The sequence below is a fragment of the Arthrobacter sp. TMN-49 genome, from assembly GCF_054511095.1.
The window spans coordinates 1-12,374 of the sequence record NZ_JBTNDH010000058.1 but is presented as its reverse complement, the minus strand read 5'-3'; the positions used below and the strand labels follow the sequence as shown (position 1 = coordinate 12,374).

The window sequence follows — 12,374 nt, the reverse complement described above, 5'->3', positions numbered from 1 at the left end:
GGAGTCCAGAAGAATGATCAACAGACACCCTCAACAGGCCCGAATGGCACCCCGAATGGAACTACACCCTAAAACACGAGACACACCAACCAAATAATCAGCGAGCCCTTAGTACCAGCCCACTAATTCGGAATGGTTCCAGGCGCCACAGGGCGAGCCGTAGCGGTCCTTGATATAGCCCAAGCCCCAGTTGATCTGTGTCCTATAGTTGGTCAGCCAGTCGGGCCCTGCGGAGGCATACTTGCTGGGCGGCAGCGACTGGGCAATGCCGTAAGCCCCGCTATAGGGGTTGGTGGCGTTGGTGCGCCAATTGGATTCGCGCTCCCACAGTTGCACCAGGCATTGGAACTGGCTTGACGCCCAACCATAGCTACCCAGGCGCGAGGAGGCATAGGCCTGTGCTCCCGCCGGGTCATTCACGGCACCGCCGGGAAGGTTGGGCACCAACACGTCATCGGGAACCGGATCCGGATCCACAGGTGTGACGGGGACAGCCGGGTTGGGGGCGGGGTTCACCACCCCCGGATTTGGGGCCGGGTTGGGGGCAACCGGTCGCGGTTGTTGAGCGGCAGCCCGTCGGGCCGCCTCCGCCGCCGCCTCCTGTTTGGCTGTCTGAGCCGTGTTGTAGGCGGCTAGTGCATCCTGGCCGTCACGGTGCTCTTTCTCCGTTGCGGCCGTGGTGTTGTTCAGTGTGGCCAACTGCGAAATGAGGGTGGCGCTTTGGGTCTTCTTGGCATCGAGCTGCTGTGTCACCGCGCTCTGTGCAGCCACAGCCGCATCGCGGGATTTTTCGGCCGCCGATGTTAGTTGGCGTTGCGCATCTTGGGCGCTCTGACGTGTTGCCTCAAGGGCTGATGCCGCTGCCGCGGATTCCGTGGCCCGGATTTGTTTCAGCGCAGCCTGCTCCCCCACCAACTGCATCAGGTCCATGCCGTTGAGGGACTCGGCGGATTCAAGGGCTGCAATGGTGGCGGCTAGGCCAAGGCCAGCCCCGCCGCTCTTGTAGCTTTGCACGGCCACGGCCACGGCGTCTTTCTTATACTTTGCCGCCTCCGCCGCGGCACGTCTGGCCTGCTCACTGAGGATGCCAACATCGACGGTGGCCGCATCAAGTTTCCGCTGGGTGAGCGCAAAATCTGCGCCAGCTTTGACGGCTGCCGTGCCAAGATCACCGGCCTGGCTTTCCAGCCCGTCCAGCAGCTGCGAAATCTTGGCCACCTCGGTGGCCGTAGCCGCGGCGTTGCCCTTGGCCTTTTCAACATCGCTCCAGCTCGGAAAACCGCCGGGCGGGGCGTCGTCGGCCCGTGCCGGCAACGCCGTGACGGCTGAAAACAGCAAGAAACTGGCCGTCACGGTGAGGGCCAGGAAGCGAGGAACTCGGAGCAGGTTCTTACTCATATGCCGCTAGCATAGCCGGTGCGGGCGTTTGGTGCGGGCATCGGGACTCAACGGAGACTTTCCGCGCCCGCACGACACGCCTAAAGTCAGTCGCCGGGACGGTTCTCCTCGATGACCTCGGCAATTATCTGAAAGGCAAGGGAGGGACTAAACCCTTTCCGTGCCAGCATGGCAACCCAACGGCGCGTGTACTTATCCCGCTCCATGCGTTCACTGAGGTCCACGGATCCCTTGAGTTTGCCCCTGACGAGTTCCTTGGCCTGTCTGCGCTCGGTGTCGGGATCAATCTGCTCAAGGGCCTGCTGCGCCAGGTCCTCGGCTATGCCCTTCTCCGCTAATTCGCGTTGCAGCGCGTTCCGGGACAGGGACTTGTGCGTTGATCTGCTGCGCACCCACAGCATGGCGAATTCGGCATCGTCGATGAGCTTGACCTCAACAAATCTGTCCAGCACCGCCTCCGCCACATCCGCCGGGATGTGGCGTTCGGCAAGCTTCTGGCTGAGCTGGAAGCGGCTCTTGGCCGAATGAGCCAAGTGACGAAGCACGATGGCCCTAGCCTCCGATGCCGGATTGGCGTCGGGGTCTAGTTCCGGCACGCGACGGGCGTTGTTCATGAGGCTCCCCTAGAAGCCGTCAACTGCCTTGAGCTTAGGTGTCGAGTCCGCTGGCGCCTCGGCACTGACACCCACACCCAGTTTGGCCTTGATTAGCCGCTCCAGCTCGTCGGCGAGCTCAGGGTTGTCCTTCAAGAAACGCCTGGAGTTCTCCATTCCCTGGCCCAGCTGGTCACCGTCGTAGGTGTACCAGGAACCGGACTTGCGGATGATGCCGTGCTCAACCCCCATGTCAATGATTCCGCCTTCACGCGAAATACCCACACCATAGATGATGTCGAATTCGGCAATTTTGAAGGGCGGGGCCATCTTGTTCTTCACGACCTTGGCCTTGGTGCGGTTACCGACGGCGTCGGCACCTTCCTTCAGGGTTTGGATGCGGCGAACATCGATGCGGATGGAGGCGTAGAACTTCAGCGCCTTACCACCTGTGGTCGTTTCGGGGCTGCCGAAGAAGACGCCGATTTTTTCACGCAACTGGTTGATGAAAATGGCAGTTGTCTTGGTCTGGCTCAACCGGCCGGTAATCTTACGCAGAGCCTGACTCATCAGGCGGGCCTGCAGGCCCACGTGGCTGTCGCCCATGTCGCCTTCAATTTCGGCCCGGGGCACCAGCGCGGCGACGGAGTCAATGACAATGACATCCAGGGAGCCTGAGCCAATGAGCATGTCCATGATCTCCAGCGCCTGCTCTCCGGTGTCCGGCTGGGACACCAAGAGGGCGTCAACGTCGACGCCCAGCTTCGCGGCATAGTCCGGGTCCAGTGCGTGCTCGGCGTCAATGAACGCGGCAATACCGCCGAGCTTCTGGGCACTGGCAACAGCGTGCAAGGCCAGCGTGGTCTTACCGGAGGATTCCGGTCCGTAGATCTCCACCACGCGGCCACGGGGCAGGCCACCTATTCCGAGAGCCACATCCAAGGCGATGGACCCGGTGGGGATCACTTCAATGGGCGCGCGAACGTCATCGCCCAAACGCATGACTGAGCCCTTGCCGAACTGCTTGTCGATCTGGGCAAGTGCTGCTGCAAGTGCTTTTTCACGGTCTGCGGGAGCGGCCATGATTCACCTCGGTCTTTCCTTTGTGCCGTTTCCGGCTCCATGCACCTACGCGGTTGGCGCAGTGCACGGTTAGTGGTCTGATGCATTGCTCGTACAATTGTGGCCGGTTTCCCGACGCCGTGCTGGCGGAGCGGCCCTGCGGGCGTTCCGTTACTTAAAACGCTAGTTCAAGGCACTGACATTGTCTGTCCCTGCGCCGCCCAGTACCGAAAATTGTGGAGAACTTTTTTCGACCGCACAGCTCGGAGCACTAAACACAGTATAGAACAACTCGAATAGATATTCGAACATTGTCACAGTGTGTCGTCGCCGCGGCCGCATCGTCAGTCCCTGGGTGCAATGTCGCGTCCCAGCCACCGCGACGGCGGGACGTCCTGTATTTTGCAAACCTCCAGCCAAATGTCCCGTGGGTCAAACCCGGCACGAAGAGCCGCCGCGGCGGTATTGTCGCCCACGCCGCTGAGCACCAGATCCCGAGCCAAAACCCGTGAATATGAGGGGCTGAATTCCTCATCCATCAATCGCCAAAACTCGCTTACTCGCACTCCCCCATTCTCGCATGGTTGCCGGGCCGGGCAGACGAGCCTCCCCCTGACCCCGCGCCTCGACTGCGCGCCTGAGGGAGCTTTCCAAAGCGTAGGCGCGGGGAACCCGTCGGTGAACGGGCAGATTGAGTTGACCTCCGCCGGCTAGCGTCGTTCCGTGCCCGGGATTCTTTTCGGGCACAGAAAACTGGACCCCACCTAGTGTGGGATCCAGTTCGTTGACGCCGCCCGCTGTCAAGAAAAAACGGGCGGCTCAGCAGTGACACCGAGTTACGGTCACCTTTAGTAGGAGTTGGACACCAAGCCCTTGTTCAATTCCTCGGAGAGTTCCTGGTTCAGGTCTCTGCCGTAGCGGGCTGAGAATTCCTGGGGAACAGTGTCCGGGACGGCCACGCCTTCGGCAATGGCCAAACGGTCGCTCACTTCGCGGAGCATGATTGACAACGGTACTTCAAGGGCTGAGCAGATGGAGGACAAAAGCTCGGAAGATGCTTCCTTTTGTCCACGTTCCACTTCACTCAAGTAGCCCAGTGAGACGCGCGCATTGTGTGAGACTTCGCGCAGAGTGCGGCCTTGGCGTTGACGTACATCTCGAAGAACATCGCCAATTTCGTGGCGTAGTACCACCATTTTGCGCTCCTTCTGCTGATGCGGTTTCTCGTCTACCAAACCCACATCCCGCCAGCGCACTACGCCGTTTACGGATACGGGTTGCTTCACCATGGGTATCGCCTTACTCCTAGATCATTCACTACAGGTCATTGGGTTCACATCTCCCGGCGTTGGCCGGAAGGGGCGAGGTGCCCACTTGGTGTTCCCATCCTAAAGCGGATGGGAGCACTTTGCGTTCACTATGACTAACTATCTGGTCACAACTTTTGTTCCCCGGCAGCCTTGACAACTTGTTCCAGCAGGGAAATAGCCTCCTGCGTGGCTTGGGTTCTGATCATTTCCCGGTCCCCGGCAAAATGATATTCGTAGGATTGCGCCTCACCGTCGAACGCCACGCCGATGAATACATGTCCCACAGCCTTGCCGTGCTGGGAGTCGGGGCCGGCAACCCCCGTGGTGGAAATACCCACCCGGGCCCCGGCCGCACCGCACACGCCCAACGCCATGGCGCACGCCACGTCCGGGTCGACAGCGCCGCGGGCTTCCAGCAAGTCTGCCGGAACCCCCAGCAGCCGCTCCTTAATCACATTTTGGTAGGCAATCACCCCGCCTTGGAGCATGCCCGAGGCTCCCGGGACCTGGACCAGCGTTGCCGCCACCATGCCACCTGTTAACGATTCGGCCGTGGCCACGGTGATATTCGCCGCCACGGCTGCACTCACCAGCTCAGCCAGGGACGCTTCAGCCATCATTTCGACACATCCCGGCTGCGGCCTGCGTTGCGTAACTGCCACGCCTTCACCACATAGTCAACGCCCGTCACCACCGTGACAGCAAGTGCCGCCAGCATGATGACCAGGGCAATCACGCTCAACCAGCTGTGTGCGGGTGTCACTGGCAGGAGGTACACGACGATGGCAACCGTCTGCATCACTGTCTTTAGTTTTCCGCCCTTGGAGGCGGCCATCACACCGTACCGGATCACCACAAAGCGCAGCACCGTAATACCAACCTCACGCACCAGCATTACCATGGTGACCCACCACCACAGCTCCCCCACGGCGGACAGCAGGATCAAGGCCGAACCGATCAGCAGTTTGTCGGCGATGGGGTCAGCGATCTTGCCGAAGCTGGTGATGAGCCCGCGCGCCCGGGCGATGTCGCCGTCGAGCTTGTCAGTGTAGATCGCCACGACAAAGAGGGCGACCGCCAGCCAGCGCAGGGGCCCGTAGTCGCCGCCGTCGGCCACGAAGGCCCAGATGAAGAAGGGCACCAACACAATACGCAACAGCGTCAAGGCGTTGGGCAGATTCCAGTTCGAAGGGCTAGTCGCCACCGTTTCATTCACTGTGCAAGGCTAACCGCTAAGGCCCCTGCGGGAACATTCGCCTCGAATGGCCCGGCCTCTACCGTCCAGTCAATGACCATGCGTCTTCGCCGTCCTCGTCGTCGTTGTCGGCACCGTCGTCGTATTCGGTGGCTTGCGGGCGGTTCTCCAAGTCAGCAGCCACCAGGTCCTCGCCCCAACTGTGGTTGGCATTGGCGTTCTCGGCCAGCGCCGCAGCCATGGGATCCACGGGACGTTCGACGTCGGACCCGCCCGGCTGATCGTCGCCGCGGATGGCGGCGAGCGTGACGGCCAAGTCATCGGGCTTGACCAAGACGTCACGGGCCTTGGAACCCTCAGAGGGCCCCACCACCCCGCGCGACTCCAGCAAGTCCATGAGCCGCCCAGCCTTGGCGAAGCCCACCCGCAGCTTGCGCTGGAGCATGGACGTTGAGCCGAACTGTGTTGTCACCACCAGCTCGGTGGCTTGCAACAGCACGTCCATGTCATCACCGATGTCGTCCTCAATGACCTTCTTGGGCGCCTCGACGGCCACATCCTCGCGATACGTGGCCTTGAGCTGACCCTTGACGTGGTCAACCACGCGCTTGATTTCCGCCTCCGTGACCCAGGCGCCCTGGACACGGATGGGCTTGGACTGGCCCATGGGCAGGAACAGGGCGTCACCTTGGCCCAGCAGTTTCTCGGCCCCGGGCTGGTCCAGGACCACGCGGGAGTCCGTCACGGAGGAGGTGGCGAACGCCATGCGGGAGGGCACATTGGCCTTGATCAGGCCCGTCACAACATCCACCGAGGGGCGCTGGGTGGCCAGCACTAGGTGGATGCCTGCAGCACGCGCCAACTGGGTGATGCGCACAATGGAATCTTCCACATCGCGGGGGGCAACCATCATCAAATCTGCGAGCTCGTCAACAATGACCAAAAGGTACGGGTAGGGACGCACAATACGCTTGGAGTCGACCGGCGGGTGCACCTTCCCTGCCTTGACAGCCTTGTTGAACTCGTCGATATGCTTGAAACCGTAGTTGGCCAGGTCGTCATAGCGCTGGTCCATTTCGCGCACTACCCACTGCAAGGCTTCAGCAGCCTTTTTCGGGTTGGTGATGATGGGGGTGATCAGGTGCGGCACACCCTCATACGCGGTCAATTCCACACGCTTGGGGTCCACCATGACCATGCGGACTTCATCTGGGGTTGAGCGCATCAAGATGGAAACAATCATGGAGTTCACAAACGATGACTTGCCGGCTCCCGTGGCACCGGCCACCAGAAGGTGCGGCATCTTGGCCAGGTTGGCCACCACAAAGCCGCCCTCCACGTCCTTGCCCACGCCCATGACCATGGGGTGTTCGGTGCGTCGGGCGTTCGCCGAGCGGAGCACATCGCCCAACACCACAATTTCCTTGTCGGCGTTGGGAATCTCAATACCGATGGCGCTCTTGCCCGGGATGGGGCTCAGGATGCGCACATCCGAGGACGCCACGGCGTAGGAGATGTTCTTGCTCAACGCGGTGACGCGCTCAACCTTGGTGCCGGGGGCCAGCTCAATCTCGTAGCGGGTCACTGTGGGGCCGCGGCTGAATCCCGTGACGGCCGCGTCCACGTTGAATTGCTGCAGGGTGTCCGTCAGTGCGGCCACCACGGAGTCGTTGGCTTCGGTGGCCTCCTTGCTGGGAGGACCCGCCGGCAGGAACTCGGAGTCCGGCAGCGTGTAGGTGACGTCGCCGGAGAGCTGGAGCTGCTCGGACCGCGCAGGAATGGGCGTCGGCGGGGCCATGGGCGCGGCCGGAATGGCGCCCATGGCTGCTCTGCCGCCGGCTTGAAGCGCGTTGGCCCCCACAATGCCAATGGCGGCGGTGACTGCCTCGCCGCTGTTGACCTGCTGGACGTCAAAGACGTCCGTCGTGGTGGGCAGTCCCTGGCGGGCCTTGATCTTGTCCGCTGCCAGCTGGTCGCGGGTAGGCCGCCGGACGCCGGGACGGACGGACGGGGCGGCCGACGTCGAATCCGAAGTTTCGTCGTCGTCCGCGTCTACCAGCGGCGTTTCGAACGCTTCGGTGCCCAGCACGTCCTCAAACTCCGCCTCCTGGGCCGCCTTCATGCGGCCACGCAGTCCCCGCGGCTTCTTGGCCTTCTCGGGTGTCTCGTCGGCGTACAGGTAGCTCTGGTCGTGGCCGTCGGAGGCTTCCTCACCGCCCGGGTGCACACCCACCAGCTGTTCGTACACCCAGCGCAGGCGTGACGGGATGCGGAGCAGCGGGGTTCTGGTGAGGATGAGCAGGCTGGTGAAGGCCAGGATGGAGTACAGGATGACGGCCAGGACGGGGCTGATCAGGGCGACGGGGCCGCCGGCGATCATGCCGATCATGCCACCGGCTGCGCTGATGCCGTTGAAGCCTTCTTCGATGCTGGGGCTCCCGCCCGCCACGTGGGCGAGGGCGCAGCCGGCGATCGTCATGATGCCAAAACCCACGGCAACCCTGTTGTTGGCACGCACATTGGTGGGCTGCCGAAACACCAGAATGGCGAAAATCAAGAACATGGGCGGCAGCATGGCGGCGAACCAGCCAAAGGTGCCGGCGAAGACTCCGTGCATGCCGTTGGCCAGCGGCCCCGACAGGCCCCACCAGGTGAAGGTGGCGATGACTGTTGCCAGCCCAATGAACAACAGACCCGAACCGTCGCGACGTTCCTGCGAGGGAATCTGGCTCATGTCGGTGCCCATGCGGCGGATGGCGCCACCAATCACATGGCCCAAACCCTGCCAGAATGCTACCGCCATCCGCACAGGCCAAATCAGGTGGGTCTCCGGCTCGGGAGCGGGTTGTTTGCTGCGCGGCACCGGCATCTTTGTGGTCTTTGGGGCGCGCGAAGCAGCGCCACCCTTCTGACCGGCGGAGGAACGGGCGGGGGAAGAACGATTCGCCATATACCCTACGGTACCGCCCACAGCGCGAGACTGCGCGGATTTGGCGTCTCAAGCAGTCGTGGTGGCAAACATAGCCGGCGCCCGCCCCCACCCCGAACTGACCCGCAGAAAACGCCGAAAATGTCCTCGAAATCGAGGATTTTCGGCGTTTTCTGCGGGTCAGTTCGGACGGGAGCTTCGGAAGGGGTGCGCTTCGGAAGGGGTGGGGACGGGGTTACGCCTCCAGGACGACCGGGATGATCATGGGGCGGCGGCGCAGTTTGCGGTTGACCCACGTGCCAATCACCCGGCGCACCACCTGTTGGAGCTGGTGGGTGGTGTGATCGGTGCTGGCCATGACAGCTTCCTCGAGTGCCGCAGCAATCTTGGGTTTGATGTCATCGAAGACAGAATCGTCCTCGGCAACACCGCGGGCGTGAATGTCCGGACCTGTGACAATCTTTCCGGTGGCCCTGTTCACCACGGTGATGATGGAAATGAATCCTTCATCGCCCAGCACCCGGCGGTCCTTCAAATCAGCATCGGTGATCTCACCAACACTGTGACCGTCCACGTAGACGAAACCGCATTCGACCTGGCCCACGATCGTGGCAACACCGTTGGCCAAATCGATGACTGAACCGTCATCTGTGAGCAACACGTTCTCCGCCGGCACGCCTGAGGCGATGGCGATGTTGGCGTTGGCGATGAGGTGACGGGTTTCGCCGTGCACGGGCATGACGTTTTTGGGCGTCAAGATGTTGTAGCAGTACAGCAATTCACCGGCGGCCGCGTGGCCGGAAACATGAACCTTCGCCGTCCCCTTGTGGATGACGTCGGCACCGAGTTTCAGGAGCCCGTTGATGATCCGGAACACTGCGTTCTCATTGCCCGGGATGAGCGAAGAAGCCAAGATGACTGTGTCGCCCTTGCCTACGGCAATCTTGTGATCACCACTGGCCATGCGGGACAGCGCAGCCATCGGCTCACCCTGGGACCCTGTGGACATCAGGACAACCTTGTTATCCGGCAAGTTATCCACGTTCTTCAGGTCCACCAACACGTCCGCTGGCACGTGCAGGTAGCCCAGCTTGGCGGCGATCGCCATGTTGCGCACCATGGAGCGGCCCACGAAGGCCACCTTGCGGTCGTGCACCACGGCAGCATTGAGAACTTGCTGGACCCGGTGCACGTGCGAGGAGAAGCTGGCCACGATGATGCGTTTGTTGGCCTTGCCAAACAACGCCTCAAGGGTTGGCCCAATCTCGGCCTCACTGGTGGTGAAGCCGGGCACGTCGGCGTTGGTGGAGTCAACCAGGAACAAGTCAACGCCCTCTTCACCTAAACGGGCAAAGTGGCGCAAGTCCGTGATGCGTCCGTCCAGGGGCAGCTGGTCCATCTTAAAGTCGCCCGTATGCAGCACGGAGCCGCCCTTGGTGCGGATGAACACGGCCAACGCGTCGGGGATGGAGTGGTTGACGGCAACAAACTCACACTGGAACGGGCCCAGCTGTTCCACTTGCTCTTCCTTGACGGTCAAGGACCAGGGCTTGATCCTGTGCTCAGCGAGCTTCGCCTCAATGAGTGCCAGCGTCAGCTGCGAACCGATCAGCGGGATGTCCTTGCGCAGGCGCAACAAGTATGGGACGGCGCCAATGTGGTCCTCGTGACCATGGGTGAGCACCACGCCAACAACATCGTCAAGACGATCTTCGATGTAGGAGAAATCAGGCAAAATCACGTCAACGCCGGGCTGGTCCTCCTCGGGGAAGAGCACACCACAGTCAACAATGAGCAGTTTGCCGTCTATTTCAAAGACTGTCATGTTGCGGCCAATTTCGCCGATGCCGCCCAATGGAACAATCCGCAGCGTATCCGGCTCCAGTGTGGGCGGGGTTCGCAGCCCGGGCTCAGTCATTTGGGTCATCGCTAAACTTCCATTCCAGCTTCCGCAAGGTCAGCTTTGATCATGGCGATCTCGGCGTCGTCCGGTTCCACCAGCGGCAGCCGGACAACCGAGTTGGACAGGATTCCCCGCCACTTAAGAATTTGTTTGACAGCCACGGCGCCCTGCACATGACCCATGGTGGCCCGGATGACCGGGTCCAGCTCAAAATGGATCCGACGCGCGGTGGCAAAGTCCCCCGCGGCGGCGGCGTCAATGAGCGCCCTAAACTGTTGCGGGGCAATGTGGGCACTGACGCTGACAAGTCCGACGGCGCCGGCAGCCATCAGCGGCAGCGTCAGTCCGTCGTCGCCCGAGTAAACATCGAGGTCCGTGTTGGCCAGGACACGGCTGGTTTCGGTGAAGTCCGCCTTGGCGTCCTTGAGTGCTGTGATGCGCGGGTGGTCGGCCAGCCGGATGATGGTTTCGGTGTGGATGGGCACCCCGGAACGGCCGGGAATGTCATACAGCATCACGGGCAGCTCGGTGGCGTTGGCAATGGCCTCAAAGTGGGCAGCGATGCCGGCTTGTGAGGGCTTGTTGTAGTACGGGGTGACAATGAGCAGGCCGTCAATGTCCAGTTTGGCGGCGCGCCGGGACAGGCTGACGGAGTGGCGGGTGTCATTGGTGCCGGTGCCGGCAATAACCCGGGCGCGGTGCCCGACGGCGTCAATGACGGCCTGGAACATGCCAAGGTTTTCTTCATCTGTCAGGGTGGAGGTTTCGCCAGTGGTACCCGTGACAAGGATGCCGTCGCAGCCGTCGTCAACAAGCTTGTTGGCGAGTTCCCCGGCTGCCTTGTAGTCCACTGCCCCGTCGGCGGTGAAGGGGGTGACCATGGCGGGCACCAAAGTTCCGAAAGGGCGCTGGGAGATCTCAGAGACAGACATAGCTAAAACGTTACCCGCAAGTGGGCGCTTTTGTTCAACGCTGCCCACGAGTCGCCGCGCGGAAACCTAGAGAATGATCCTCCGCAACTGACGGTCAGCACGAGCGCAGGAAGGGCAACCATTCATCCAGAACTGGCTGGGCGGGGATCAGTGTGTTGCCGTGGTTGCGGCCGGGCAATGCAACAAAGCGGGCCTGGGGCATGAGCTCGGCTGCCCGGCGCGAATCCGCCACGCGGGCGGCATCGGCCGTGCCGGCCATGAGCAGGGCGGGAACAGCTATGGCTGCGATGCAGTGCTCCGGGACGGCCTCATCGGCCTCCGTCGCGCGGAAATACGCTTGCAGGGCCGGGGCGTCATTGGCCAGGAAGGCTGCGCGGGTTTGGGTGTCGAGCGGCCGACCCAGGCGTGCTTCCCAACCAGCCACGAAGGCGGGCATGCCGCCTGAGCGGAGGGCGTCGTCGTACTCGGGGAAGAAAAGCTGGCCAATACTGCCGGGCTGGATGCGGAACGTCCCGGCCAAGGTGGTCAGGGACAGCAGGCGCTCCGGGGCGGCGACGGCCAGGGCGAAGCCGAGCCGGGCACCCACCGAATAGCCGCCGTAGTGGGCCCGTGGCGCCCCGGCGGCATCCAGCACTGCCAGCGCATCGGCAACCAGGGTGTCCATCGCGTAGGCGGCCGGCGTGCTGGGTTTGCCGCTGAGGCCGTGCCCGCGCAGGTCCATGGCGATGACTTGGAAGTGTTCACGCAGGGCCAAGGTGTAGCCAAATCCACGCCAAATCGCCTTGCTCAGGGCACTGCCGTGGACCAGCAGGATGGGCTGGCCGTCCCCTGCCACTGTGTAGGCGAGTTCCACGCCGTCGTGCGGGTTCCGTATAACAGGCATGGCTTCCTTCCCTCGAGCTTCGGTGCCTAACAATCTGTGTAGCAGTTATTGCAGCAGCACTTGAATTTTAGGGGTGGTTGCAACACTGGGTGGTTAGCTTGGTATCAGTAGATCACGGAATACTTCGGCTGGTGTTTTCCAGCCGAGTGACTTGCGGGGGCGTGCGTTG

At 62.1% G+C, this 12,374-nt stretch carries 11 protein-coding genes; all 11 read right to left on the bottom strand.

What is annotated here, in order from left to right; genetic code table 11:
* Positions 1-108: 108 nt before the first annotated feature.
* The 11 genes from ACX80E_RS16815 to ACX80E_RS16765 all read right to left on the bottom strand — a co-directional run bounded on the left by ACX80E_RS16815 (position 109) and on the right by ACX80E_RS16765 (position 12,205).
* Positions 109-1,398, bottom strand: a complete 1,290-nt coding sequence (locus tag ACX80E_RS16815) for an aggregation-promoting factor C-terminal-like domain-containing protein (RefSeq protein ID WP_459303215.1) — start codon at positions 1,396-1,398, stop codon at positions 109-111.
* 86 nt (positions 1,399-1,484) lie between these two features.
* The gene (locus ACX80E_RS16810; RefSeq protein WP_459303214.1) at positions 1,485-2,012 is read right to left on the bottom strand and encodes a regulatory protein RecX; all 528 of its coding nucleotides are present in this window, start codon (positions 2,010-2,012) and stop codon (positions 1,485-1,487) included.
* A gap of 9 nt (positions 2,013-2,021) precedes the next feature.
* On the bottom strand, positions 2,022-3,074 hold the full coding sequence (recA, locus tag ACX80E_RS16805; RefSeq protein WP_459303213.1) for a recombinase RecA: 1,053 nt from the start codon (positions 3,072-3,074) through the stop codon (positions 2,022-2,024).
* Between the two features lie 323 nt (positions 3,075-3,397).
* Positions 3,398-3,619, bottom strand: coding sequence for a DUF3046 domain-containing protein (locus ACX80E_RS16800; RefSeq protein ID WP_459303211.1), 222 nt, complete (start codon positions 3,617-3,619; stop codon positions 3,398-3,400).
* A gap of 282 nt (positions 3,620-3,901) precedes the next feature.
* Positions 3,902-4,342, bottom strand: a complete 441-nt coding sequence (locus tag ACX80E_RS16795) for a helix-turn-helix domain-containing protein (protein WP_459303210.1) — start codon at positions 4,340-4,342, stop codon at positions 3,902-3,904.
* Between the two features lie 146 nt (positions 4,343-4,488).
* Positions 4,489-4,983 carry a CinA family protein gene (locus ACX80E_RS16790; protein WP_459303209.1) on the bottom strand — a complete coding sequence of 165 codons (495 nt, stop codon included), beginning with the start codon at positions 4,981-4,983 and terminating at the stop codon, positions 4,489-4,491.
* On the bottom strand, positions 4,980-5,579 hold the full coding sequence (gene pgsA / locus ACX80E_RS16785) for a CDP-diacylglycerol--glycerol-3-phosphate 3-phosphatidyltransferase (protein WP_459303208.1): 600 nt from the start codon (positions 5,577-5,579) through the stop codon (positions 4,980-4,982). Before pgsA ends, ACX80E_RS16790 begins: the two co-directional genes overlap by 4 nt.
* Positions 5,580-5,637: 58 nt before the next feature.
* On the bottom strand, positions 5,638-8,508 hold the full coding sequence (locus ACX80E_RS16780; RefSeq protein WP_459303207.1) for a DNA translocase FtsK: 2,871 nt from the start codon (positions 8,506-8,508) through the stop codon (positions 5,638-5,640).
* A 214-nt stretch (positions 8,509-8,722) separates the two neighbouring features.
* Entirely contained in the window at positions 8,723-10,414 is a 1,692-nt protein-coding gene (locus ACX80E_RS16775; RefSeq protein ID WP_459303206.1) for a ribonuclease J, read from the bottom strand.
* A gap of 2 nt (positions 10,415-10,416) precedes the next feature.
* The gene (gene dapA / locus ACX80E_RS16770; RefSeq protein WP_459303205.1) at positions 10,417-11,322 is read right to left on the bottom strand and encodes a 4-hydroxy-tetrahydrodipicolinate synthase; all 906 of its coding nucleotides are present in this window, start codon (positions 11,320-11,322) and stop codon (positions 10,417-10,419) included.
* Positions 11,323-11,416: 94 nt separating this feature from the next.
* On the bottom strand, positions 11,417-12,205 hold the full coding sequence (locus ACX80E_RS16765; RefSeq protein WP_459303204.1) for an alpha/beta fold hydrolase: 789 nt from the start codon (positions 12,203-12,205) through the stop codon (positions 11,417-11,419).
* Between the last annotated feature and the right edge of the window lie 169 nt (positions 12,206-12,374).